23 protein-coding genes are annotated in these 23560 nt (G+C 72.8%); 13 read left to right on the plus strand and 10 right to left on the minus strand.

What is annotated here, in order from left to right; translation table 11 throughout:
• Positions 1-99 precede the first annotated feature (99 nt).
• A complete protein-coding gene (locus JOD66_RS14810; protein WP_204837610.1) occupies positions 100-957 on the plus strand; it encodes an oxidoreductase in 858 nt (285 codons plus the stop codon).
• 13 nt (positions 958-970) lie between these two features.
• On the opposite strand, the gene JOD66_RS14815 is transcribed toward JOD66_RS14810, so the two are convergent.
• Genes JOD66_RS14815 through JOD66_RS14825 form a run of 3 tightly spaced genes read right to left on the minus strand, consistent with a single transcriptional unit; the run spans position 971 to position 4448 of the window.
• Complete coding sequence (locus JOD66_RS14815) at positions 971-1909, minus strand: acyl-CoA dehydratase activase (protein ID WP_204837611.1); 939 nt, start codon at positions 1907-1909, stop codon at positions 971-973.
• Complete coding sequence (locus tag JOD66_RS14820) at positions 1906-3252, minus strand: 2-hydroxyacyl-CoA dehydratase subunit D (RefSeq protein ID WP_204837612.1); 1347 nt, start codon at positions 3250-3252, stop codon at positions 1906-1908. The genes JOD66_RS14815 and JOD66_RS14820 overlap by 4 nt, the downstream gene beginning before the upstream one ends.
• A 17-nt stretch (positions 3253-3269) precedes the next feature.
• Entirely contained in the window at positions 3270-4448 is a 1179-nt protein-coding gene (locus JOD66_RS14825) for a 2-hydroxyacyl-CoA dehydratase subunit D (RefSeq protein WP_204837613.1), read from the minus strand.
• A 69-nt stretch (positions 4449-4517) separates the two neighbouring features.
• Between JOD66_RS14825 and JOD66_RS14830 the strand changes: the two genes are divergently transcribed.
• Positions 4518-5639: an NAD(P)H-dependent flavin oxidoreductase gene (locus JOD66_RS14830; protein ID WP_204837614.1), complete on the plus strand. Its 1122-nt coding sequence runs from the start codon at positions 4518-4520 to the stop codon at positions 5637-5639.
• Positions 5640-5671: 32 nt separating this feature from the next.
• Here JOD66_RS14830 and JOD66_RS14835 read toward each other — a convergent pair whose 3' ends face one another.
• Both JOD66_RS14835 and JOD66_RS14840 read right to left on the minus strand, forming a co-directional pair.
• On the minus strand, positions 5672-6808 hold the full coding sequence (locus JOD66_RS14835; protein WP_204837615.1) for an acyl-CoA dehydrogenase family protein: 1137 nt from the start codon (positions 6806-6808) through the stop codon (positions 5672-5674).
• Positions 6809-6817: 9 nt separating this feature from the next.
• Positions 6818-7612 carry an enoyl-CoA hydratase-related protein gene (locus tag JOD66_RS14840; protein ID WP_204837616.1) on the minus strand — a complete coding sequence of 265 codons (795 nt, stop codon included), beginning with the start codon at positions 7610-7612 and terminating at the stop codon, positions 6818-6820.
• A 124-nt stretch (positions 7613-7736) separates the two neighbouring features.
• Here JOD66_RS14840 and JOD66_RS14845 point away from each other — a divergent pair, with 124 nt between their 5' ends.
• Positions 7737-8501, plus strand: coding sequence for a PaaI family thioesterase (locus JOD66_RS14845; RefSeq protein ID WP_204837617.1), 765 nt, complete (start codon positions 7737-7739; stop codon positions 8499-8501).
• 91 nt (positions 8502-8592) lie between these two features.
• On the plus strand, positions 8593-10278 hold the full coding sequence (locus JOD66_RS14850; RefSeq protein ID WP_204837618.1) for an AMP-binding protein: 1686 nt from the start codon (positions 8593-8595) through the stop codon (positions 10276-10278).
• A 180-nt stretch (positions 10279-10458) separates the two neighbouring features.
• On the opposite strand, the gene JOD66_RS14855 is transcribed toward JOD66_RS14850, so the two are convergent.
• Positions 10459-10965 carry a thioesterase family protein gene (locus tag JOD66_RS14855; protein WP_204837619.1) on the minus strand — a complete coding sequence of 169 codons (507 nt, stop codon included), beginning with the start codon at positions 10963-10965 and terminating at the stop codon, positions 10459-10461.
• 146 nt (positions 10966-11111) lie between these two features.
• Here JOD66_RS14855 and JOD66_RS14860 point away from each other — a divergent pair, with 146 nt between their 5' ends.
• Positions 11112-11573, plus strand: coding sequence for a MaoC family dehydratase (locus JOD66_RS14860; RefSeq protein WP_204837620.1), 462 nt, complete (start codon positions 11112-11114; stop codon positions 11571-11573).
• Positions 11574-11618: 45 nt separating this feature from the next.
• Here the strand turns inward: JOD66_RS14860 and JOD66_RS14865 are convergent, their stop codons facing one another.
• Entirely contained in the window at positions 11619-12395 is a 777-nt protein-coding gene (locus JOD66_RS14865; RefSeq protein WP_204837621.1) for an SDR family oxidoreductase, read from the minus strand.
• Positions 12392-13405 carry an LLM class flavin-dependent oxidoreductase gene (locus tag JOD66_RS14870; protein WP_204837622.1) on the minus strand — a complete coding sequence of 338 codons (1014 nt, stop codon included), beginning with the start codon at positions 13403-13405 and terminating at the stop codon, positions 12392-12394. The genes JOD66_RS14865 and JOD66_RS14870 overlap by 4 nt, the downstream gene beginning before the upstream one ends.
• Positions 13406-13550: 145 nt before the next feature.
• Here JOD66_RS14870 and JOD66_RS14875 point away from each other — a divergent pair, with 145 nt between their 5' ends.
• The 7 genes from JOD66_RS14875 to proC all read left to right on the plus strand — a co-directional run bounded on the left by JOD66_RS14875 (position 13551) and on the right by proC (position 21265).
• Positions 13551-15218 (plus strand): AMP-binding protein, encoded by a 1668-nt coding sequence (locus tag JOD66_RS14875; protein WP_204837623.1) that lies wholly within the window; start codon positions 13551-13553, stop codon positions 15216-15218.
• Positions 15215-16426 carry an epoxide hydrolase family protein gene (locus JOD66_RS14880; RefSeq protein WP_204837624.1) on the plus strand — a complete coding sequence of 404 codons (1212 nt, stop codon included), beginning with the start codon at positions 15215-15217 and terminating at the stop codon, positions 16424-16426. Before JOD66_RS14875 ends, JOD66_RS14880 begins: the two co-directional genes overlap by 4 nt.
• The gene (locus tag JOD66_RS14885) at positions 16423-17358 is read left to right on the plus strand and encodes an LLM class flavin-dependent oxidoreductase (RefSeq protein WP_204837625.1); all 936 of its coding nucleotides are present in this window, start codon (positions 16423-16425) and stop codon (positions 17356-17358) included. The genes JOD66_RS14880 and JOD66_RS14885 overlap by 4 nt, the downstream gene beginning before the upstream one ends.
• Positions 17359-17366: 8 nt before the next feature.
• Entirely contained in the window at positions 17367-18335 is a 969-nt protein-coding gene (locus JOD66_RS29525; protein WP_204837626.1) for a zinc-binding dehydrogenase, read from the plus strand.
• Positions 18336-18346: 11 nt separating this feature from the next.
• Positions 18347-19123, plus strand: coding sequence for an enoyl-CoA hydratase/isomerase family protein (locus tag JOD66_RS14895; protein ID WP_204837627.1), 777 nt, complete (start codon positions 18347-18349; stop codon positions 19121-19123).
• Positions 19124-19139: 16 nt separating this feature from the next.
• Positions 19140-20318, plus strand: a complete 1179-nt coding sequence (locus JOD66_RS14900) for a thiolase family protein (RefSeq protein ID WP_204837628.1) — start codon at positions 19140-19142, stop codon at positions 20316-20318.
• A gap of 62 nt (positions 20319-20380) precedes the next feature.
• On the plus strand, positions 20381-21265 hold the full coding sequence (gene proC / locus JOD66_RS14905; protein ID WP_204837629.1) for a pyrroline-5-carboxylate reductase: 885 nt from the start codon (positions 20381-20383) through the stop codon (positions 21263-21265).
• Here the strand turns inward: proC and JOD66_RS14910 are convergent.
• Both JOD66_RS14910 and JOD66_RS14915 read right to left on the minus strand, forming a co-directional pair.
• Positions 21225-21455, minus strand: coding sequence for a hypothetical protein (locus tag JOD66_RS14910; RefSeq protein ID WP_204837630.1), 231 nt, complete (start codon positions 21453-21455; stop codon positions 21225-21227). The genes proC and JOD66_RS14910 overlap by 41 nt on opposite strands.
• Positions 21456-21525: 70 nt before the next feature.
• Positions 21526-22545, minus strand: coding sequence for a YeiH family protein (locus tag JOD66_RS14915; RefSeq protein ID WP_204837631.1), 1020 nt, complete (start codon positions 22543-22545; stop codon positions 21526-21528).
• 71 nt (positions 22546-22616) lie between these two features.
• Between JOD66_RS14915 and JOD66_RS14920 the strand changes: the two genes are divergently transcribed.
• A complete protein-coding gene (locus tag JOD66_RS14920; RefSeq protein ID WP_204837632.1) occupies positions 22617-23546 on the plus strand; it encodes a LysR family transcriptional regulator in 930 nt (309 codons plus the stop codon).
• Positions 23547-23560 lie beyond the last annotated feature (14 nt).

Here is a 23560-nt window from a genome sequence, read left to right on the forward strand (position 1 = left end):
TCGACTGGCGCTTACCGCTAGAGACCCGTCGCCGGGACGGACCTAGGTTCGAGGTGCCGGCCGACCGGGCCCGACAGATCGAAGAAGGAAGAGAGCGCCATGAGCACCAGGAACAAGTCAGCCGCCCCTGCCGAGGTCGCCCTGGTGACAGGCGCCTCGTCCGGCATCGGCGAGGCCACGGCGCTCGAGCTCGCGGGCGCCGGCTTCACGGTGTACGCCGCCGCCCGGCGCGTCGATCGCATGGAGCACCTGCGGGCCGCGGGAATCCGCCCCATCGCGATGGACGTCACCGACGAGAGCTCGATGCTGGCCGGCGTGGAGCAGGTCGTCTCCGAGAGCGGACGCATCGACGTCCTCGTCAACAATGCCGGCTACGGCTCCTACGGCGCGCTCGAGGACGTCCCGATGGCGGAGGCCAGGCGCCAGTTCGAGGTCAACGTCTTCGGCGCGGCCCGCCTCACCCAGCTGGTCCTGCCCCACATGCGGGCCCAGCGCTCCGGCACGATCGTCAACGTGACCTCCATGGGCGGCAGGATCCACACCCCGCTCGGTGCGTGGTACCACGCCACCAAGTTCGCCCTGGAGGCGATCAGCGACTGCCTGCGCCTCGAGGTCAAGCCGTTCGGCATCGACGTCGTCATCATCGAGCCCGGCGGCATCAAGACCGAATGGTCCGGCATCGCCGCCGAGAAGGTCCGCGAGGTCTCCGGCACCGGCCCTTACGCGCCGCAGGGGAATGCCGTCGCCGACTCCCTGGCCTCGGAGACCAATGCCAACCGGTCCTCCGAGCCCACGCTCATCGCCCGCACCATCGCCAGGGCCGTCCGGGCTCGGAAGCCGAGGACGCGCTACGCCGTCGGCTTCGGCGCGAAGCCGATGATCTTCCTGCACAACGTGCTTCCCGACCGCGCCTTCGACTCGATGATGCGTCGGGTCACCGGCGTTCCCTCCGTCTGACGGAGCAGGCGGCTCAGCCGCCGAGCCGCACCGGCAGGCCGAGGTCGACCGCGTGGGCGGCGCCGGTGTCGATGGTGCCGTCGCAGCTGCCGCAGGAGTGCGGCTCGCTCGGACGGGGGAAGAGCCGGTCCGCGCCGGCCACGTCGTCGGCGACCGGCCGGCCACGCCGGTCGGCGTCGCGGGCGAGCAGCGCGGCGCCGTACGCGCCGGTGATCTGCGGGTGCGCGGGAACGAGCACCTCGGTGTCGAGTGCCCGCGCGAGGAAGGCGACCGCGGCCGGGTTCTGCGCCACCCCGCCGGTGAGTACGACGGGTGTGTGCCGCCCGACCTGTGCCACCAGGGCGAGGGTCCGGGCGGCGATGGCGCGGTGCACCGAGGACGCGATGTCGGCGACCGGGGCGTCCTGCGCGAGCAGTGAGACGATCTCGGTCTCGGCGAAGGTCGCGCACATGGTGGAGATCTCCAGGTCGGTGCTGCCCTTCAGAGCGAGCGCGCCGAGCTCCTCGATCGGCACCTCGACCGCCGTGGCCAGCACCTCGTAGAACCGGCCGGTGCCGCTGGCGCAGCGGTCGTTCATGGCGAACTCCTGGACCAGGCCGTCGTCGTCGACGGTGATCGCCTTGGAGTCCTGGCCGCCGATGTCGATGACGAGCCGGCACCCGGGCACCATCGCGGAGGTCCCGCGGGCGTGGCAGGTGATCTCGGTGAAGGTGCGCTGCGCCCCGGGGACCAGGCGCCGGCCGTAGCCGGTCGAGACGGTGCCGTCCAGGTCCTCGGCCGTGAGGCCGGCGTCGGCCAGTGCCGCGTCGACCGCGCGCTGCATGCCGGCGCGGGACACGGCGCCCATCGCGATCGTGCTCGACGACACGATCGCGCCGTCCTGGTCGACCACGACCGCCTTCGCCGTGGTGGAGCCGAGGTCGACGCCGAGGTAGCGGCGCTCGCCGGTCACGACGCCTGCGCCCGCTTCACGTCGATCGCCTCCAGCATCGCCGCCAGCCGGCTCTCCAGGATCTCCTCCTTGTAGAAGGAGGCGTCGGCGACGTCGCCCTCGAAGAAGATCGACGGGATGCCGAGGTTGTTCTGGGCCGAGCGGGCCAGCAGCCGCTGGGGGCCGGTGAACGCGCGGCAGGTGCGGGTCGAGTGGAAGACGATGCCGTCGACGTCGTACTCCTCGCAGTCGCGCAGGGTGAGGTAGTCGAGGGTCCGGGTGCCGTGGTTGGTCGGGCAGAGCAGGTAGTGCTGGGCCATGCCGAGCAGCGGGTCGTCGGTGTCGATCAGCTGCGGCTCCTGCCAGAAGGCGTTGGTGATGTAGCGCCCCGCCATCACGGCCACGCCGTGCTCGGCGAACTTGCGCGAGAGGAAGCCGAGCTTGTTCCAGTTCATGATGCCGTCGAAGTAGAGCCGGTAGCGCTCGTTCTCGATGCCGGTGATGCCGTGGTCGATCCGGTGCTGGATCTCGTCGCGCACGGACGCGAAGTAGTCGACGAGCTCCTGGTTTCCCGGCAGGAAGTTGATCGGGGCGATCGCGGAGATCCAGTCCCAGAAGGTCGCGGGCGCCGGCTTGGCCTTGCAGAGCTCGAGGCCCTCACGGCGCAGCTCGGCGGCGCGCTTGATGTAGGTCATCGACTCGCGCAGCAGGTCCCAGTCGAACTTGTTGCCCGATCGCTCCTCCAGCCAGGCGATGAGGTCGACCAGCTGGTCGCGGACGTAGCGCGACGCCGACTCCCACTCCTCACCCTGGAGGTACCCGGCGTCGGCCTTGTTGCCCCACAGGAAGGGGTGGGAGATGTTGAAGATCGGCACCTCCTTGTCGAAGACCCGGTAGGAGATCTCGTCCCACTGCTGGCCGGTGCTGCAGCCGGCGTAGTTGTTGACGAAGAAGTCCGGCGCGGGCAGCCGGGCCGCCAGCTCGGCCTGGTCGTGCGCGCCGACGACGCCGGTCTGGGCGCCCTCGTCGCCCTGCACGGTGAGGACGGCGCAGCCCAGGTGGGTGCGGGAGTACGAGCACAGCTCGGCGTTGTAGCCGTACTCCGCCCCGGCGAGCTGGGCCGGGCCCTCGAGCTGTTGGGCCGCGAGGCGGGCGGCGAACGCCTCACCGTGGCACCAGGCCAGGCCGGCGGCCTGGAAGATCGGGTTCAGCGCGCCGCCGTTGTACCAGACGATCTGCTGGCCACGCTCGCGCGCGGTGAACAGGTCGTCCCAGTACTGCGCGACCATCCGGTTGCCGTGGCGGGTGGCGGCGAGGCGGTTGGTGCGGTCCGGGGTGGCGAGCGGGGGCATCGTGGCGGTCATGGGTGGCTCCTCGTCGGTCAGGCGTAGGCGGGACGGTTGCGGTGGCTGCGCTCGATCAGCGCTTCGAGCCGGGTGCGGAAGGACTCCAGCGGGATGCCCTCGTGCTCGGTCTCGATGAGCAGCTGGGGGATCCCGGCGGCCTCGAGGGCACGGCGCAGCTCGGGGTAATAGAGCATGTGCGGCTCGCAGAACTTCGGCATCAGGTGGACGACGGCCTCGGCGCCGCTGCGCTCCGCGGCGGCCAGCAGCCACTGGTCCCAGTCGACGTCGTGCTGCACCCGGGTCGGGCACGGCAGCGCGACGTTCCGGCCGGCGTACCACTCGGCGACGGCGGTCATCGGCGGCAGTGACTCGTCCAGGTCGGTCTGCAGGTAGCGGCGCCCGGTCCACAGGTCGTCGTCGACCACGACGGCGCCGGCCTCCTCGATCACCTCGAGCAGCTCGCGGCGCGGGGCATGGCAGAGGTGGCCCGAGAGGTGGACCCGGATCCGGTCGTCGCGGGTGCGCGGCGCTCGGCCCGCGACCACCGCGGACAGCAGCGCGTGGTGCTCGTCGGGGTCCATCACCTGCGCCGAGGCGACGATGTCCTGCAGCTCGACCGGGCCGAACGCGCAGTCGCCCGCGGCGCGCGCGTCGAAGAGCCGCCGGATCAGCGAGCGGTCGCGGTTGAACGCCCGGATGCTGGCGGCCAGTGCCGCGTCGGTGACCTCGGTGCCCGCGAAGGCCTCGACCTCGGCCCGGAGGGTCGCGACCATCTCGGCGATCTTGGCACCGGCCCCGCGGTCGCTGAGCGAGCTGATCAGCTGGCCCAGGAACACCGGCGCACGCGGCTCGAGCTCGCGCACGATGTCGGTCGCGCCGAGGAGCTGAATGCAGTGGTCGGCGACGAAGAGCCCGTCGTAGAGGTCGAACCGCCCGGTCGCGGCCTGGTCGGCGAGGTTGCGGGTGAAGCCGCAGTAGAACTCCGGCAGGAAGGCCCGCCCCTCGGTCACCGGCTGCTGGTCGTCGGGGACGATCACCGGCAGTACGCCGGCGGCGTGCGCCAGCTCCCGCGGGAAGTTCATCGGCAGCACGCCGAGGACCTTGCGGTCGGGATGCTCCTCCCGCCAGCGCTGTACGTAGGAACGCGGGTCGCGGGCGATCGAGCGCAGGGCGGCGAGCGGGTCCGCGGCGTCGGCGGTGTCCGGCCTGTCCATGGCGGCTTCCACCCTTCTAAAGTTTGACGGATCTGGTCATTCAGACATCTAGACTGTATAACATCGAGCATGAACAGTGAAGCCCTGGGAAGTGCGGGAGCGAGCCTCGACGCCGCCCCGATCAGCAACCGGTGGACCCGCCTGGTCGGCGTACGCCACCCGATCGTGCAGGAGGGCCTCGGGCCCTTCCGGACGCCGCGGCTGGCCGCGGCGGTCTCCAACGCCGGCGGGCTCGGGACCGTGTCCATGCCCGGCATGCCCGAGGACATCGAGAGCGGCGCCCGGACCTTCCGCGAGCACATCGAGGAGTGCGCCGCGCTGACCGACCGGCCCTTCGCCGTCAACATCCCCGTCGGCGTCGACGCCGCCGGCCGGGTGCTCCCCTTCACCGACGTCTACATCCGGATGGTGCTCGACCTGCGCCGCACCGACAGCGAGATCGCCCGCCGGCTCACCGTCATGACGACCTCGGCAGGCTTCCCCGGCGACTACGTCGCCATGGTCAAGGACGCCGGCATGGTCCACCAGCACAAGGTCGGCGCCACCCGCCAGGCGGTGAAGGCGGCCGAGGCCGGCGTCGACGTCGTGCTCGCGGCGGGCTTCGAGATGGGCGGCCACGCACCGGCGGCGAAGGTGCACACCTACGTGCTGGTGCCGAGCGTGACCGAGGCGGTCGACGTACCGGTGCTGCTGACCGGCGGCGCCCGCGACGGCCGCGGCCTCGCGGCGGCGCTGGCGATGGGCGCCGACGGCGTGGCCATGGGCACCCGGTTCATCACCAGTCGCGACAACTCCGACTGGCACCCGGCGTACGTGCAGGCCCTGCTCGCCGCGACCGAGGGCGACGATGTCGCCTTCGACGGCGTCTACGGACCCTGCCGCGGCCTGCGCAACGCGGCCTCGGAGCAGCTCCTCGCCCATGGCGCGTCCGGGCTGCCGGCCGACCCGGTGGAGCTGGTGCGCTGGAAGATCGAGTCGATGCAGCGCGCGCAGACGACCGGCGACACGACCGGCAGCCTGGTGATGACCGGCCAGGTCGCCTCGGCCATCCACGACCTGATCGACGTCGCGGAGTTCGTGGCCCGGATGGCGCAGGAGGCGGCCGACGTACTGCGGTCGCTGGCGCGGCAGCTCGACGGAGTGGCCGGTGCCCCGCGTCGTACCGGACGAAATGGCGGTGATTCAGGTTGATCCACGACCATCTCGTCGGGTACGACGGGCGGTCAGAAGAGCGACTTGGCGATGATCTCGCGCTGGATCTCGTTGGTGCCGCCGAAGATCGGCGGCGCCAACGCCCGGCGTACCTGGAACTCCATGCCGTACTCCCGTGCGTAGCCGGCACCGCCCATCAGCTGCATCGCCTCGAGCGCGGTCCGCTTGGCGACCTCGGTGGCGCGCATCTTGGCCATCGCGGACTCCCGGGCCAGGTGGTCCTCGCGGCCCTCGTCGATCGCCTGGGCGACGTCGTACACGAACGAGCGGGTGACGGCGATGTCGGTGGCGAGGTCGGCGACCCGGTGGCGCAGGGCCTGGAAGCCGCTGATCGACTGCCCGAACGCGTCGCGCTGGCGCATGTAGGCGATCGCGTCCTCCAGCGACCGGCGGGCCGCGCCGATGCTGAAGGCGGCGATGATCATCCGCTCCACGCTGAGCCCGCGCATCAGCTGCTTCCAGCCCTGTCCGGCCTCGCCGACCACGGCCGACGCCGGCACCCTGGCCTGGGTGAAGAAGACGTCATTGCAGGTGCGCGCCTCCATGGTGCGGACCTCGCGCATCTCGATGCCGGGGGTGTCGGTCGGCACCATCAGCAGGGTCAGACCCTGGTGCTTGGGGCCGGAGGCGTCCTCGCGCACCAGGACGAGCATGTGCTCGGCGATGTGGGCCACCGAGATCCACGTCTTCTGGCCGTCGATGACGTAGGCGTCGCCGTCGCGGATGCCGCGGGTCCGCACCGCCCCGAGGTCGGAGCCGGTGCCCGGCTCGGAGAGGGCGATCGCCTCGGTGCGCCCGGCCACGAGGTTGGAGACGATGGTCTTCTTCTGCTCCTCGGTGCCCCACTTGAGGTAGGTCTGCGCCGCGGTGAGGCCGGTCGTGTACGCCAGGATGCCCGGCGTCAGGCCGCGGTGCGCCTCCTCGATGAACACGCACTCGTCGACGAAGCCGGCCCCGCCGCCGCCGTACTCCTCGGGCAGCGAGACGCCGAGCCAGCCGAGGTCCGCCATCTTGTCGAGGATCACCTGGCTGGTGGCGACGGTGTCGTTCTCGGTGAGCGCGTCCCACTGGGCGGAGGTGCCGTACTCCCGCGCGCAGAAGGCCTCGATCGCGGCGGCGAACTCGAGCCGCTCGGCGTCCAGCTGCATCGGGTGCCCTCAGTTCCCGCGGTACTGCGAGAAGTCGGGCTGCCGCTTCTCGTTGAACGCGGTGATGCCCTCCTGCGCCTCCGGCATCTCGCCGAACAGCTTGAGGGTGGTGATCGCCATGTTGCCGATCGCGACGAAGTGCTCGGTGTCGCTGTTGAAGGACTGCTTGAGCACCTTGAGCGCGGTGGGGGAGTACGAGTTCATGGTCTCGGCCCAGGCGCGGACCTCGTCCTTGAGGTCGGCCGCCGGGACGACCTTGTTGACCAGGCCCCAGTCCAGCGCCTCCTCGGCGCTGAGCCGGCGCAGCATGAACCAGATCTCGCGGGCGCGCTTCTCACCGATGACACGGGCCAGGTAGCCCGAGCCGAGACCGGCGTCGAAGCTGCCGACGCGGGGCCCGTTCTGGCCGAAGCTCGCGGTGTCGGCGGCGATGGTCAGGTCCGCGAGCACGTGCAGCACGTGGCCGCCACCGATGGCGAGCCCGTTGACGGCCGCGATCACGGGCTTCGGTACGTCGCGCATCACCCGGTGCAGCGCCTCGACCTCGAACAGCCCGCTCTGGGAGGGGCCGTAGTCGCCGGTCTCCATCCGCTGCTTCTGGTCGCCGCCCGCGCAGAACGCCTTGTCGCCGGCGCCGGTGAGGCAGATGGTCCCGACCTCGGCGCTCGCCCAGGCGCGCTTGAAGGCCAGCACCAGCTCGTCGACCGTCTGGGCGCGGAAGGCGTTGAAGCGCTCCGGCCGGTTGATGGTGATCCAGGCGAGGCCGTTCTCGACCTCGTAGGTGATGTCGGTGAAGTTGTCCATGGTCGCTGTCCTTCTCGTGCCTTCTCGTGTGTTCGTGGGCCGCGTCCGATGCGCGTGACGTTTGGCCTGACCATTTGCAACAATAGGCGTGTAAACGATCGTTCACAACCCCTCTGGAGGACACGTGCAGCAGCTTCGCTTCCTGGGCAGCGGGCCCGAGGACCTGTTCGAGGTCTCCGGACTGCGCCAGTGCTCCGACGGTGTCGGCGGGCTGATGACGCTGGGGGCCTGGGGCCGGGGTGCGGACGGGCGCCTGGCGGTCGGTGCGCTCGGCGTCCTGGCCGACGAGGTGCTGGGATACGCGCTGATGGCGTCGCTGCCGCAGGACGAGTGGTCGATCAGCACCGAGATCTGGCTCGACGTCGTCAGTGAGCTGCCCGGGCCCGGCGTCGACCTCGTCGGCCACGCCACCCCGGTGCAGACCGGCGCCTTCTCCACCGGAGAGATCCGCGACGGCCGCGGGCGGCTGCTGGTGAGCTGTCGTCAGCGCGGCCGGTCGGTGTCGCGGCCCGACGAGGATGCCGTGGCCGCGGCTCCGAGCGTGGCGCCGGCGGCCGCGGACGGCATCGAGGCGGTGCTCGGACTCCGGGCCGCCGCCGACGGCTGGGTGCTGGACGCCCGCCCCGAGCTGGCCAACCCGAAGGGCATGCTGCACGGCGGCATCTCCCTGGCCGCCTCCGAGGCGGTCGCGACCCGGGCCCGCGTGGACCGCGGCTCGTCCCTCCGGACGACGTCGGTCCACATCGTGCACACCCGCGGCATCCCCGCCGGCGCGTCGGTCGTCTTCGACGTCGAGCACCGGCACGCCGGGCGCACCCTGTGGGTCACCCATGTCGTCGGCCGGGTCGACGGGAAGGTCGGCACGGTCGCGACGATCACCGCCGGCTGACCGGCACGGTGAGGGACCCGACTGTCGGAGTCCACAGTCGCCCGTACGACGACCCTGGGGCCCGGCCCGCACGGTCAGCACACTCGACCGGGTGACGGAGCACGAGTTCGACGTGGAGACGCTGCGCGGCCGCCGGGCGGACCAGCGCTGGAACCGGATGTCCGTTGGCGACGTGTTCGAGCGCGTCACCTGGGCGACCCCCGACAAGGTGGCGCTGGTCGGCTGGGAGGGCGCCTACTCCGCGCCCCGGTTCGAGCGGATGACCTATCTCGAGGCGGACCGGGCCGCCAACCAGGTCGCCCATGCCCTGCTCGCGGCGGGGCGGCAGCCCGGTGACCGGATCCTGCTCTACTGCGACAACTCGGTCGAGGCCGTCGTCACCATGGTCGGCATCGCCAAGGCGGGGATGGTCGTGGTCCCGGTCAACTCCCTGCTCGCGCCCGACGTGCTGGCCTGGGCCGTCGAGCACGTCGGCGCCTCCTTCGTGATCGCCGACGCCGCCCTGTTGCCCCGCGGGGCCGGGGTCCTCGCCGCCGCTGGGCTCGAGCCCGACGTCGTGATCGAGCTCGGCGGTACGACGACCGGGCCGGCGGTCGCCTTCCCCGACTGGATCGCGTCGATGCCGACCGGTGAGGTCGACGTACGGATCCACGGGGACGACATCTGGGCGCTGCTGTTCACCTCCGGCACCACGTCGATGCCGAAGGCCTCGATGACGGCGCACTCGTACTCGTACCTCAGCGGCTACACGTACGCGATGTCGTTCACTCGCGGGCTGGCGTACGAGACCGACCTGGTAGTGGGGACCTTCCTGCCGATCATCTACCACTGCGGCCACAACGCGACCGTGCTGCCGGCGGCGCTCAGCGGCGGCACCTGCGTGATCGGTCGTCGTCCCGACGACGTGGCCCTCGCCGAGGCGATCACCCGTGAGCGGATCACCACGGTCTGGGCGGGCTCTCCGCTGTGGGTGCGCAAGCTGGTCGAGGTCGCCGAGGCCCGCCCCGACGACATCGACCTGACCTCGGTCACGGTCGCGCTGTTCTCGTGGGGCGCGCTCACGCCCGACCTGTTCCCGCGGCTGCGCGCGGTCACCGGTGACGCGGTGCAGCCGGTCGAGGTCTTCGGGCAGACCGAGTCGCAGTGCTGCTTCCGGTTCTGGCCCGACGCCCACTCCGAGCGGGCCGAGGAGTCCTATCGCGGCGTCAACCACGTCGGCCTGCCGGTGCCTCTGCTGGCCGCCGACATCCACGCACCCGACGGCACCAGCCTGGCCGGCACCGTGGGCCAGGCCGGTGAGGCGGTCTACCGCAGCCCGGTCGTTACCCAGGGCTACTACCGCAACCCCGAGGCGACGGCCGAGGCCTTCCGCGACGGGTGGTTCCACTCCGGCGACAGCTGCGCGTACGTCGGCGGCCCGGACCGGTCGCAGATCATGCTGGACCGGCTCAAGGACGTGGTGAAGACCGGCGGTGAGAACGTCTCCAGCGTCCGGGTCGAGGCGGTTCTCGCCACCCACCCGGCCGTCGAGAAGGTCGCGGTCGTCGGCCTGCCGGACGAGACCTGGGGCGAGCTGGTGACCGCGGTCGTCGTACCCGTGGCGGGGCGGGAGGTCGACACCGGCGAGCTGATCGCCTGGGCGCGCGAGCGGCTCGCCGGCTTCGAGACGCCGAAGCGGGTGGTCGTCGTCGACGCGCTGCCCGAGACGGTCGGTGGGAAGGTGCGCAAGCACCAGCTCCGCGCCGCCCTCGCCGACCCGGCAGAAACTGGCTCCTGATCACCGCCGACCCGGCAGAAAGTGGCGTCGGAATGTCGCCGACCCGGCAGAAAGTGGCGCCGCGCGGATGTCACTCTCTGCCGGGTCGGCGCGTTTGCGGGACTAGTTTCTGCCGGGTCAGCGAGATTCAGGAGCCAGTTTCTGCCGGGTGGCGAGATTCAGGAGCCAGTTTCTGCCGGGTCAGCGCCGGATCCCCATCGCGCCGGAGAGGGGGAGCGGCCAGGGCAGGGCCCGGGCCGCGGCGACCCACTCGTCCAGGCCGGCCGCGACGTCGGCGGGGAACTCGGCGGGGCGGCGGGTGTCCATGTCGACGCCGACCAGGATGATCTCGACCGTGCACGCGAGCCGCTCGCTCGCGCGGTCCAGGATGAAGGACAGCAGGTGGCCGGCCCGGCCGGAGCGGTCGACGACCACGGTGTGCACCGAGAACTTCTCGCCCAGGTGCATCTCGGAGAAGTAGCGGATGTGGTGCTCGGCGGTGAAGACCCCGAGCCGCCGGGTCGCCCGGTAGTCGTCGTCGATGCCGATCCGGCGGCAGACCTGGTCCGCGCCCTGGGCGCCGGCGTCGAGGTAGTGCCGGATGTTCATGTGGCCGTTGACGTCGATGAAGTCGGCGACCACCTCGCCCTCCAGCAGTGGGGGCAGCTCCCCGACCTGTTCGTACGACGGCAGCGCGGTTCCGCTCATGACCGGAACCTAGGCGGTCCCGGGCTCCGGCGGCACGGCGGGTGGCCCTGATCACTGTGGGCCGCGACAGTCGGCGCCCTCGGCCGCGTTGACCCGCGCCGCCCGGTCCGCGACGGTGGTGCCCCCACCACCGTCGAGGAGAGTCGATGACCCTGCAGATCACCGTTGCCGAGCTGGCCGAGGCCCGTGACCTCGACCTCGGGTCGTCCCCCTGGCAGCGCGTGGAGCAGGCCCGGATCGACACCTTCGCCGACGCCACCGACGACCACCAGTGGATCCACGTCGACCCCGAGCGTGCGGCTGACGGGCCGTTCGGCCGCACCATCGCCCACGGCTACCTGACCCTCTCCCTGGTCCCGTCGATGCTCAAGCAGCTGATGGTCATCACCGACCACGGGCGAGGCACCAACTACGGCCTCGAGAAGGTCCGGTTCACCGCGCCGGTGCCGGTGGACGCCGAGATCCGGCTGAGCGCGTCCGTCCCCGAAGGCGTACGACGGGACGACGGCGGCGTGCAGTACCGGGTCGCGCTGCGGGTGGACGTTCGGGGCCAGGAGCGGCCCGCCATGGTGGGCGAGTCGATCTACCTGACCTACCCGGCGGCCTGAGCCCGGCGGCCTGAGCCCGGCCGACCAGAGCCCTCGCGCCTCCGGTCACACCTGGTCCGTCGGCCGTACGACGACCTCCGCCAGCGCCACCCGGCGTGGCGCCGTGACGATGGTCGCCACCACGTCGGCCACGTCCTCGGCCCGGAGCCGCTCGACTCCGGCGAACAGCCGGTCGTAGTGCGCCTGGACCGGCGCCTGCTGGTGCGCGAAGAGCTCGGTGTCGACGACTCCCGGCTCGACGACCGCGACCCGGACGCCGTGCGGGGCGTACTCCTGGCGCCAGGACTCCGACATCGCGGTGACGCCGAACTTGGTGCCGTTGTAGACGGCGACGTTGCGGTTGGCGAAGCGGCCCGCGATCGAGGAGATGTTGACCAGGTCGGCCACGCCGCGGGCGCTGGTGGCGGCGGCGGTGACCAGGTGCGGGAGGGCGGCCTTGGCGACGTACATCAGGCCCTTGAGGTTGATGTCGACCATGGCGTCCCACTCGTCGAGGTGGGCCTCGGCGGTCGGGCCGTTGAGCATGGCGCCGGCGCTGTTGACGACGATGTCGAGGCGCCCCCACCGCTGGACCGGTACGTCGACGGCGCCCGCCGCCTCGGAACGGGAGGCGAGGTCGGCGGGCACCGCGACGCAGCGCCCGGGACCGAGGGCGTGTCCCAGGCGCTCGACCAGCTCGTCGAGCCGGTCCGCTCGGCGTCCCACGGCCGCCACCAGGGCGCCGCGGGAGGCGAGGTCGAGCGCGACCGCGCGGCCGATGCCGCTGGTCGCTCCGGTGACCAGGACGACGCAGTCGTCGAGATCGCCGGTCGGTCCGCTCACCGGGCGAAGGCCTCGATGATCGCGAAGGTGTTCTCGCTGACCCGCTCGGCGGCCATCGTGAAGCTGGGGGAGTAGAGCGCGGCGTGGTCGTAGCGCTTCTCGAGCAGCGCCACCCGGTCACGCACCTCGTCGAGGGTGCCGGCGGCGGCCATCTCGTCGAGCATCCGGTCCGACACGGCGGCGACCATGGCGTCGTGGTCCTTGGCCCGGAAGGCGGCCTGGATCGCGGCCGCCTCCTCGCCGAAGCCGGACGCCTCCATCACCGGTCCGTACGCCTTCGGTGCGACGTAGAAGGCGATCTGGGCGGCGGCCTCGCGGCGGGCGACCTCGGGGTCGTCGTGGATCGAGGTGATGATCACGCCCTTGAGCCGTACGTCGGACGGGTCGCGGCCGGTCTTGGCGGCACCGCGCTCGATCGCCGGCCGGGCGATCTCCGCGAGATAGCGGTCGGTCAGGGTCGGGTGGCAGATCAGCCCGTCGGAGACGCGCCCGGCGACCTCGATCATCCGGGCGTTGACGCCGGCGGTGTAGATCGGGATGGCGGGCCGCAGCGGGGGCTGGATGTCGGCGGTCGGCGTGATGTCGCAGGTGTAGAACCGGCCCTCGTGCTTCACCGGCTCCTCGTGGAGGTGCCAGAGTCGGCGCAGGAGCGGGATCAGCTCCTCCATCCGGCTGGCCGGGCCGTCGGGGTCGGTGACGCCGTGCCAGCCGACCATCATGCCGCGGGTGCCGGTGCCGAGGCCCAGGGTGAGCCGGCCGTTGCTCATCTCGTCGAGGAAGCGGGCGTCGTTGGCGAGCACGAGCGGGGAGCGGCCGACGGCGTACGCGATCGCGGTGCCGACGCCGATCCGCTGGGTGGCCGCGGCCATGGCCGCGACCGAGACCACGGCCGAGCGGTTCAAGAACTCGCCGGACCAGGCGCCGTCGAAGCCGGCGCGGTCGGCTGCCGTGGTGATCTCGACGGTCTCCGCGAGTCCGCCGGCCAGAACGGTGATTCCTCGTGTGGTCACGCCGCCACTGTCGCCGGAGCGGCGGCGCCTCGCAAACGTCTGCCGTCGACGGCGCTGGAGGTCTCACCATTGGACCGCTTGATAAAAAGGACTGACCATTCTAATCTCGATGTGAGGTAGGTCGCATCAGGGACAGGAGTGGGCAGTGGTGGAGCAGCTGAAGTCGGTGCGGGATCGGTACTCGGCCGACGAGATCGCGACGTTCTACGAGCAGGGCTACTGGCGGGAGGCCAGCTTCTTCCAGCTGGCGGCGGACCAGGCGGCGGCCACGCCCGACGCCCCGTTCCTGATCGACGTGGCCACGACGCTCAGCTACGCCGACTTCGCGGACCGGGCGCTCCGGCTGGCCGCCGGCCTGCACCGCGCCGGACTGCGCCGGGGTGAGCGGATCGCCGTCCAGCTCCCCAACTGGGTGGAGTTCCCCCTCGTCGCCGCGGCCGCCTCACGGATCGGCGCGATCCTGGTCCCGATCATGCCGATCTACCGCGACGACGAGGTCGGGTACGTCGTGCAGCACTCCGGCGCCGTCATGGCGATCACCTGCGGCGAGTTCCGAGGGTTCGACCACGCGGCCATGTTCGCCGGCGTGCGGGCCGACGCCCCCGCCCTGCGCGAGGTCTACGTCGCCCGGGCCGGCGGTACGACGGGCGCGGGCCCCGCGCTCGACGAGCTGTACGCCGAGGGCGACCCGACGGACCTGGCGGCCGAGATCGGCCCGGACTCCTCGCCCGACGACGGCTTCCTCATCGTCTACACCTCCGGCACCACCTCGCGGCCCAAGGGCTGCTTCCACACCTTCAACACCCTGCGCGCCAGCGCGGCGGCGATCGCGCGCAGCCTCGACTACACCGCCGCCGACGTGCAGTTCGGGCCCTCGCCGATCACCCACAGCACCGGCCTGGTGACCAGCGTGGTGCTGCCCCTCCTGGCCGGCGCCACGTCGTACCTGATGGAGGCGTGGGACCCGGCCGAGGGGCTGCGGCTGATCGAGGAGCACCGCTGCACCGCCGCCGTCACGGCGACGCCCTTCCTGCAGATGCTGATGGGCGCCTACGACCCGGCGAAGCACGACGCCTCCAGCCTGCGGCTGTGGGTCTGCGCCGGCTCGCCGATCCCCGGCTCGGTGGTGGAGCGCTCCCGCGAGCTGTTCGCGGGCTGCCAGACGCTGTCGCTCTACGGCCGCTCCGAGAACTTCCTGACCACCATGTGCACGGTGCGCGACGACGCCGCGCGCTCGGCGGCGTCCGACGGCTCGGCGCTCGACGGCGCCGAGGTCCGCATCGTCGACGCGGCCGGAGCCGAGGTGCCGCGCGGCGAGGAGGGCGACATCGCCTATCGCGGACCCAGCCACATGATCGAGTACTTCCGCAACGACGAGGAGACGGCCGCGCTCTTCACCCCCGACGGCTTCTCGCGCTCGGGCGACCTGGGCCGGATGGACGCCGACGGCTTCGTCCGGGTGACCGGCCGGCTCAAGGACATCGTGATCCGCGGCGGCATGAACATCAGCGCCCGCGAGCTGGAGGAGCACCTGCTCGCCCATCCGGCGATCGCGAACGTCGCCGTGGTCGGCATGCCCGACGAGCGGCTCGGCGAGAAGGTCTGCGTGTACGTCGTGCCGGCCGAGCCCGACGGGGAGCTGAGCCTCGCCGACGTCACCGCCTACCTGCGCGAGCACGGCGTCGCGACCCAGAAGCTCCCGGAGCGGCTGGAGCTCACGGCGGTGCTGCCGATGACCGCGACCGGCAAGGTGCAGAAGCACCTGCTCCGCGCGGACATCGCGGCCAAGGTCGCGCCGGCCGGCCAGGCGTGAGCACCGGGCCGGCCGCCGAGCCGCGCCCCTTCGTCCCCCGGATCGACGACGCGGACGTCGCCGACCTGCGGGCCCGCCTGGCCCGCACCCGGTGGCCCGAGGAGGCGACCGAGCCCGGCGACGGCCAGGGCCTGCGGCTGGAGACCGTGCAGGCGCTGGTCGAGCGCTGGCGCACCACCTACGACTGGTCCCGGCTGGCGACCCGGCTCGCGTCGGTCCCCCAGCTGGTGACCGAGATCGACGGGCTCGGCATCCATGCCGTCCACGTCCGCTCGAGCCGGCCCGACGCCGTACCGCTGCTGCTGACGCACGGCTGGCCGAGCACCTGCTTCGAGTTCCTCGACCTGGTGCCGCTGCTGACCGAGCCCGCGAGCGGGCCGGCCTTCCACCTGGTCGCGCCGTCGCTGCCCGGGTACGGCTGGAGCGAGCGGCCGGCGAGCGCGGGCTGGGGGATCGAGCGCACGGCCGACGCCTGGGCGGTCCTGATGGCCCGGCTGGGCTACGACCGCTTCCTCGCGCACGGCGGCGACTGGGGCGCCGTCGTCGGCACTGCGCTCGCGCGGCGCCATCCGGACCGGGTCGCCGGCCTGCACCTGACCCTGCCGATGTCGGCCGCGAGCGCCGAGGACCGCGCCGGGGCCTCGGCGTCGGAGCGGCGCGGCCTGGACCGGGAGGCGGAGTACCGGCGTACCGGCTCCGGCTATGCGCAGATCCAGCGGACCCGGCCGCAGACGATCGGCTACGCCCTCGTCGACTCGCCCGCCGGGCTGTGCGCGTGGCTCGCCGAGAAGCTGCTGGCCTGGTCGGGGCGCGGCCCGGACGGTGGGTCGCTGCTCTCGGACGACGCCGTGCTCGACGTGGTGTCGGTCTACTGGCTCACCGCCACGGGAGCATCGGCGGCGCGGCTCTACCGCGAGGTCGACTGGCGCGCCCAGGCCGCGCCGGTGGACGTGCCGACCGGGTGCTCGATCTTCCCCGACGAGATCATCCGGCCGCCGCGCTCCGCCGTCGCCCGTCAGTACCGGCGGCTGTGCTCGTGGCGCGAGCTGGACCGGGGCGGTCACTTCCCGGCGGTGGAGGTGCCGGACCTGCTCGCCGCGGAGCTGCGGGCGTTCGGGGGCACGGTCGCGGCATTGGAGGGATCTCCAGTTAATGGTCAGGCCAATTCTTGTGAGGAGGGCGTCCGGTGGCGGAGCATCGTGCGGTGACCAGTGAGATCCAGGTGGGCATCGCGCTCAACGACGACTTCCTCGAGGCCGGTCCGGCCGCCCGCCGGTCCCAGCTCGCCGCGATGGAGGCGGCCGGCCTCGACCACCTCACCGTCGGCGACCACATCAGCTTCCACGGCGGCAAGGGCTTCGACGGCTTCGTGGCGGCGACCGCGGCGCTGGCCACCAGCGACACCCTCAAGGTGCTGATGGGCGTCTACCTGGTCGGCCTGCGGCACCCGCTCGCGACGGCGCGCCAGCTCGCCACCCTCAGCCAGCTCGCGCCCGGACGGCTCACCCTCGGGGTCGGCGTCGCCGGCGAGGACCGCACCGAGGTCGCCAACATGGGCGTCGACCCCGCCACCCGCGGCCGCCGGGTCGACGAGACCCTCGCCGTGCTGCGCCGGCTGGCCTCGGGCGAGGTGGTCGACCACGACGGCGAGTTCTACCGCTTCGAGGGGAGCCGGATCCTGCCGCCGCCGGACCCGCGGGTCCCGATCGTGATCGGCGGCGGCGGGGACGTCGCCGTGCGCCGCACGGTGCGGTACGGCGACGGCTGGCTCGGTATGTGGTGCTCGGCGCGGCGCTACGCCCAGACCCACCAGCAGCTCCTCGACGGCTTCGCCGAGAGCGGCCGCGGCGGCCCGACCTTCGCCGGCCTCAACATCTGGGTCGGGCTCGGCGCGGACGCCGGCCGAGCGCGCACGAGGCTGGGCGAGCGGATGTCCGCGCTCTACAACCTGCCGCCCGAGAAGTTCCAGCACGTCAGCGCCGCGGGCACGCCCGACGACGTGGCCGACTTCGTGGCGTCGTACGTCGAGGCCGGGGCCCGCACGATCACCCTGATCCCGGTCGCGGACTCGGCTGACGAGGCGATCGCGCTCTCTGGTGAGGTCCGCACCCGGCTGCGCTCCGTGGCCGCCGGCTCGTGAAGGCGGTCGTGCAGGAGGCCTACGGGCCTCCCGAGGTGCTCCGGCTCGGCGACCGACCGGACCCCCACGCACCCCGCGGCTGGACGGTCGTCGAGCTGCGCGCGGCCGCGCTGAACTGGCACGACGTCCTGGTCCGGCAGGGGAGGTACGGGTCGCCGCTGCCCCACACGCCCGGCGCCGACGGCGCCGGCATCGACCTCGCGACCGGCGAGGAGGTCGTGGTGCTGCCCTCGCTGTCCTGGGGCCGCGACGAGTCCGCACCCGGTGCGGGCTGGGAGATCCTGGGCGACCACCGCCCCGGCACCTATGCCGAGCGGGTGGCCGTGCCGGTCGAGTGCGTCGCCCCGAAGCCGGTCGGACTGACCTGGGCCGAGGCGGCGGCGCTGCCGCTGGTCGGCCTCACGACCTATCGCGCGCTCTTCTCGCGTGGCCGGCTGCGGGCCGGTGAGTCGCTGCTCGTCCTCGGCGCCGGCGGCGGCGTCGCCAGCTCGGCGGTCACCCTCGGCGCGGCGGTCGGCGCCCGCGTGGTCGTCACGTCCTCGGCCGACGCCAAGATCGCGCAGGCGACCGCGCTCGGCGCGCTCGGCGGGGTCCGGTACGACGGCGCCGCGGCCGACTCCTGGCCGGAGGCCGCGCGCGAGCTGGTGGGCGGCGGCTTCGACGTGGTGCTCGACTCGGTCGGCAGCTGGCCCGAGTCGATCCGGGCGCTGCGGCCGGGTGGCCGGCTGGTGGTGCTCGGCGCCAACCGGTCCGACCAGGCGCTGCTCGACGTGCGGCCGTTCTACTTCGGCCAGTACGACCTGCTCGGCACCACCATGGGCAGTCCCGCCGACTTCGCCGGCCTGCTGCGGCTGATGGCCGAGCACGACGTACCGCCCCCGGTCGTCGACCGTTCCTTCCCCCTCGACCGCGCCGCGGACGCCCACGCCCACCTGGAGTCCGGCGCCGGCTTCGGCAAGGTCGTCCTCGAGATCTGAGAGGTGCCCCGATGAGCCTGGTCCGCTACGAGGTGGAGGACGGGGTCGCCTTCGTGACCCTCGACTCGCCCGACACCCGCAACGCGCTGAGCGACGCGCTGCTCGACGAGCTCCTCGACCGGCTGCGGGACGCGCAGGGCGACGAGGCGGTCCGCGTGGTCGTCCTCGGCTCGTCCCACGAGCGGGTCTTCTCGGCCGGCGGCGACCTCAAGGCATTCGCGAGCGACGCCCCGACCGTCGAGAAGTACGCCGGCCTGGACCGCTTCCCGCGGCTCTACGCGCTGCTCGGCGGGCTGGGCAAGCCGGTCGTCTGCGCGGCGGGTGGGGACGTCCTCGCCGGCGCCTTCGGCCTGGCGCTGGCGTGCGACCTGGTGATCGCGCGGGAGGGGGTGCGCTTCGGGTGTCCCGAGATCAACGTGGGGGTCTTCCCGTTCATGATCTCGGCGCTGATCTACCGCAACCTGCCGCGGATGCGGGCCAACCAGCTGATGATGCTGGGGGAGCCGATCGACGCCCGCGAGGCGGAGCGGCTCGACATCGTCAACGTCGTGGTCCCGGCCGAGGAGTTCGACGCGACGGTCCGGGACTGGGCCCGGCGGCTCGCGGACCGGTCGCCGCTGCTGATGCGGCTGGGCAAGAACGCGATCGACGCGACCCGGGACATGGCGCTGCCGGACGCGCTCTCCGCCCTGCAGGCGCAGCTCGCGCTGGCGTTCACGACCGAGGACATCAAGGAGGGCGTCACCGCCTTCCGGGAGAAGCGCGCGCCCGTGTGGCGGATGCGCTGACGAGGAGGAGCAGGACATGGCAGACGACAGGATCGTGCTGGTCGACGGGGCGCGGACTCCGGTGGGCAGCTTCGGTGGGGTGTTCAAGGACGTCCCGGGTTTCGAGCTGGGTGCGGTCGCGGCGCGGGGTGCGTTGGCGCGCGCCGGGGTGGATGCGGACGACGTCGAGGAGGTGGTGATGGGCTGCATCGGTCAGGTCGGCCCGGACGCCTACAACGCACGGCGGGTCGCGCTCGCGGCGGGCTTGCCGATGCGGGTGCCGGCGTACACGGTGAACCGGTTGTGTGGCTCGGGTCTGCAGGCGATCTGGTCGGCGGCGATGCAGATGCGGTGGAACGGGTTGGACTTCGCGTTGGCGGGTGGGGACGAGTCGATGTCGCGGATGCCGTTCTATGACTTCGGTGCCCGGGCCGGCTACAAGCTGGGGGACCGGTCGTTGGTGGACGGGACGGTGATGATGTTGACCGACCCGTTCCACGGTTTCCACATGGGGGTGACGGCGGAGCGGGTCGCGGAGAGGTACGGGGTGTCGCGGGTCGAGCAGGACGAGTTCGCGGCGGAGTCGCAGCGTCGGGCCGCGACCGAGCGGGCGCGGGTGGTGTTCGCTGAGGAGATCGTGCCGGTCGAGGTGGGTGGTCGGCGGCCGGTCACGGTCACCGAGGACGAGCATCCGAAGCCGGGGACGACGGTGGAGACGTTGGCGGGTCTGCGTCCGGCGTTCCAGCGCGATGGCACGGTCACGGCGGGCAATGCGTCGGGGATCAATGATGGTGCGGCGGTGGTGGTGTTGGCGCGGGAGTCGGTTGCGGTCGAGCGGGGGCTGCGTCCGTTGGCGGTGGTGGAGGCGGTGGCGACGGCGGCGATGGAGCCGGAGCTGATGGGCTATGCGCCGGTGCTGGCGTTGAAGGGGTTGTTCGAGAGGACGGGGACGTCGCCGTCGGACATCGGGACGGTGGAGCTGAACGAGGCGTTCGCGTCGCAGGCGGTGGCGTGCATCCGGGATGCGGGTCTGGACCCGGAGCGGGTCAACCCCTATGGGGGTGCGATCGCGTTGGGTCATCCGGTGGGGGCGACGGGTGCGATCTTGTCGTTGCGGGTGGCGCGGGATCTGGTGCGGCGGGACCTGGAGCTGGGTGTGGTGACGATGTGCATCGGTGGGGGCCAGGCGCTGGCCGCCCTATTCCGCCGGGTCTGATTCCGCCGGGTCTGATTCCGTCGGGCCTGATTCCGTCGGGCCCGGCTGGCAGGATTCGTGGCATGCGCACGAACATCGCCTTCCTCGGCTGCGGCGCCATGAGCGAGGCCATCCTGGCCGGACTGCTGCGCTCCGGCTTCCCGGCCGAGCAGGTCCGCGCGACCGTGCGCACGCCCGCTCGCGCGGCCTGGCTCGCCGACACCTACGGCGTGACCGCGACGTCGACCGAGGACAGCCCGGCCAACGCCGAGGCCGCCGCCGACGCGGGCCTGGTCGTGCTCGGCGTGAAGCCCGGGCTGGTCCGCGAGGTGGCGGCGGAGGTGGCGCCCGCGCTGGCGCCGGACGCGGTGGTGGTGAGCGTCGCGGGCGCCGTGCCCCTGGCGCGCATCGAGGAGGTGCTGCCGGCCGGGCAGCCGGTGGTCCGGGCGATGCCCAACACGCCGGCCCGGGTCGGGCACGGCGTGACGGCCCTCGCCGCCGGCGCCCACGCCGGGGCCCAACAGCTCGCGACCGCCCGGGAGCTGTTCGCGACGGTGGGCCTGGTCGTCGAGGTGACCGAGGACCAGGTCGACGCGGTCGGCGCGATCAGCGGCTCCGGGCCGGCGTACGTCTTCTACCTCGCCGAGGCGATGGCCGAGGCGGGCGAGCGGCTGGGCCTGCCGGCCGCGCTGTCCCGCAGCCTCGCCGCCCACACCGTCGCCGGGGCGGGTCGGCTGCTCGACGACCCCGCCGCCGACCCCGCGGCGCTGCGCCGCGCGGTCAGCAGCCCCCACGGCAGCACCGAGCGCGCGATCGCCGCGTTCGAGGAGCGCGGGCTGCGCGCGACCGTCGCCGCGGGCACGACAGCCGCCACCGCCCGCGCGGCCGAGATCACCAGGGAGCTGACGGCGGAGGTCGCGACCGGCGTCACCGGTGGCGTCGACGAGCCGGACGCCGCGAGCCGGTGAGCCGACCGGTGAGGTGGCCACCGACGTAGCCCGCGACCGCGGCGCCGACGGCGGTCGTCACGTGGAGCGCCAGCGGCACGATCAGGCCCCGCCGGCGATGCTCCTCGGCTCGCACCGAGGTCATCGCCCGGGTCCAGTACTCCACGGCCGGGTCGCCGAGACCGGCGCCGGTCGCGGTCGAGGCGTTCATCGGGAGACCGACGGGGGAGCGGGGGAGTTGGTCATGGCCGGGCGGTACCCGCAACGGCCGGCGGGAGACCTCAGCCCACGACGAGGACGCCGACGAGGGAGACCGTGGTGACGATGAGTGTCGACACCGCGCCCAGCGCGAGCGGTCGACCTCCGCCGTGGAGCAGGCCGCCGAGGTGGACGCCCGTCCCGAGGGCGAACAGCGCCGCGGCGAGGGTCCCCGCCTGCAGGGTGCCGACCAGGTCGACCACCCCCGCCGGCAGCAGGCCGGCGCTGCGCAGCAGGACGCACGCCACGAACCCCAGCACGAACAGCGGCACGACCGGGGGCCGCTGCAGGTCGGGGGCACGGCCGCGGCGCCCCGCGCTCACCACCGCCACGACCGGCGCGAGCAGCAGGACCCGGGTCAGCTTGACCACGACCGCGAGTGCGACGGCGGCGCCTCCGGCGGGGCCGGCCGCGGCGACCACCTGGCCGACCTCGTGGACGCTGGCGCCGGCCCAGATCCCGACCTGGCGGTCGGAGAGCCCGAGCGGCGCTTGCAGCAGGGGGAGCGCGATCATCGCGACGGTGCCGAAGAGCGTCACCAGGGTGATCGCGGTCGCGACGTCGTCCTCGTCCGCGTCGGCGGTGCGCTCCATGCCGGCGATCGCCGAGGCCCCGCAGATCGAGAATCCGGTCGCGATCAGCAGGCTGCGCGCCGGGCCGACGTCCATCCGCAGGCCGAGCCACCAGGTCAGGGCCAAGGTGGTGACCAGGGTCAGCACGACGATCGCGATCACCCGCACGCCGAGGCCGGCGATCGCGGTCAGCGGCAGCGAGCAGCCGAGCAGCACCACGCCGATCCGCAGCAGTCGGCGGACCGCGACCCGCAGGCCCGGCCGGGCCGCGGGAGGGACCAGGTCCAGGTTCGCGGCCGCGGCGCCGAGCAGCACCGCCCAGGTCAGCACGCCCACCGACGGCAGCAGCCGGTGGCCGGCCGCGGCGAGCGCGACGCCGATGCCGGTGAACACGAGACCGGGCAGCGGCGCCGACCCGGGGCCGCGGCGGCGGCCGGTCGTCGTACGGTCCCGGACGGTCGTGGAGGTCATGTCCACCACCTTCGAGCGGTGGGGCAGGCTTCGGTAGTGAGCACCTCGGCATCACGTCATACGGAGAGCGCATGAGCACCACCCGTCGACCCGACCTCGACGACCTCGAGGTGCTCGCCCTCGTGGCGCGGACCGGGAGCATCGGCCAGGCCGCCCAGGAGCTGCGGCTCTCGCAGCCGAGCGTGTCCCGACGGATGCTCGCGCTGGAGCGACGCCTCGGCGTCACGCTGCTGCACCGCAGCACGCAGGGGACGACGCTGACCGCGCACGGTCGGCTGGTCGTGGACTGGGCGGCCGAGCTGCTCGGTGCGGCCGACCGGTTCACCCGCTCGGTCGCGACGTTGCGCGCCGAGGGAGAGCTGGTGGTCCGGGCCGCGGTGTCGATGACCATCGCGGAGCACTACGCACCGGCCTGGCTGGCCCGGCTGCATGCCGGTGCGCCGGACCTCGAGGTCGCGCTCACCGTCGCCAACTCCACCGAGGTCGAGCGGCTGGTCCGCACCGGAGCGGCCGAGCTCGGGTTCGTCGAGGTCCCGTCCGCGCCCGACGGGATGCGCGGCCGGCAGGTCGGCACCGACGAGCTGATCGTGGCGGTGGCGCCCGGCCATCCCTGGGCGGAGCGGGCCGCGCGGGCCGAGCGGGTCGGCGCCGCGGAGCTCGCGACCGGGGGCCTGCTGGTGCGTGAGGAGGGGTCGGGTACCCGGGTCACCCTCGAGGAGGCGCTGCGCCGTGCCGGCCACGCGTTGCGGCCCGGGCTGGTGATGGCCTCCAACAACGGCCTCACCCACGCGGCGATCGCCGGACTCGGCCCGGTGGCGCTGTCCGAGCGGGCACTGGAGGCGCAGGTCCGGCTCGGCGAGCTGCGCGCCGTACCGCTCGACGGCGTGCTCCTGCGCCGCCCGCTCACCGCGATCTGGCCGGCCGGGACGGAACCGTCGGAGGCAGCCGTACGCTTGCTCGCGAGTGCCGAGCAGGCTTTCGCCCGGCCGCATCACATCTGACCCGAGGAGTCGTC

The organism is Nocardioides nitrophenolicus (genome assembly GCF_016907515.1).
Lineage (GTDB): Bacteria > Actinomycetota > Actinomycetes > Propionibacteriales > Nocardioidaceae > Nocardioides > Nocardioides nitrophenolicus.

Excerpts from the sequence above, each read along its gene's own strand:
- JOD66_RS14855 (WP_204837619.1), bottom strand. The coding sequence starts at position 10,965 with ATGAGCGGAACCGCGCTGCCGTCGTACGAACAGGTCGGGGAGCTGCCC.
- JOD66_RS14900 (WP_204837628.1), top strand. The coding sequence starts at position 19,140 with ATGGCAGACGACAGGATCGTGCTGGTCGACGGGGCGCGGACTCCGGTG.
- JOD66_RS14830 (WP_204837614.1), top strand. The coding sequence starts at position 4,518 with ATGAACAGTGAAGCCCTGGGAAGTGCGGGAGCGAGCCTCGACGCCGCC.
- JOD66_RS14920 (WP_204837632.1), top strand. The coding sequence starts at position 22,617 with ATGAGCACCACCCGTCGACCCGACCTCGACGACCTCGAGGTGCTCGCC.
- JOD66_RS14835 (WP_204837615.1), bottom strand. The coding sequence starts at position 6,808 with ATGCAGCTGGACGCCGAGCGGCTCGAGTTCGCCGCCGCGATCGAGGCC.
- JOD66_RS14820 (WP_204837612.1), bottom strand. The coding sequence starts at position 3,252 with ATGACCGCCACGATGCCCCCGCTCGCCACCCCGGACCGCACCAACCGC.
- JOD66_RS14825 (WP_204837613.1), bottom strand. The coding sequence starts at position 4,448 with ATGGACAGGCCGGACACCGCCGACGCCGCGGACCCGCTCGCCGCCCTG.
- JOD66_RS14915 (WP_204837631.1), bottom strand. The coding sequence starts at position 22,545 with ATGACCTCCACGACCGTCCGGGACCGTACGACGACCGGCCGCCGCCGC.
- JOD66_RS14910 (WP_204837630.1), bottom strand. The coding sequence starts at position 21,455 with ATGAACGCCTCGACCGCGACCGGCGCCGGTCTCGGCGACCCGGCCGTG.
- proC (WP_204837629.1), top strand. The coding sequence starts at position 20,381 with ATGCGCACGAACATCGCCTTCCTCGGCTGCGGCGCCATGAGCGAGGCC.
- JOD66_RS14840 (WP_204837616.1), bottom strand. The coding sequence starts at position 7,612 with ATGGACAACTTCACCGACATCACCTACGAGGTCGAGAACGGCCTCGCC.
- JOD66_RS14860 (WP_204837620.1), top strand. The coding sequence starts at position 11,112 with ATGACCCTGCAGATCACCGTTGCCGAGCTGGCCGAGGCCCGTGACCTC.
- JOD66_RS14895 (WP_204837627.1), top strand. The coding sequence starts at position 18,347 with ATGAGCCTGGTCCGCTACGAGGTGGAGGACGGGGTCGCCTTCGTGACC.
- JOD66_RS14810 (WP_204837610.1), top strand. The coding sequence starts at position 100 with ATGAGCACCAGGAACAAGTCAGCCGCCCCTGCCGAGGTCGCCCTGGTG.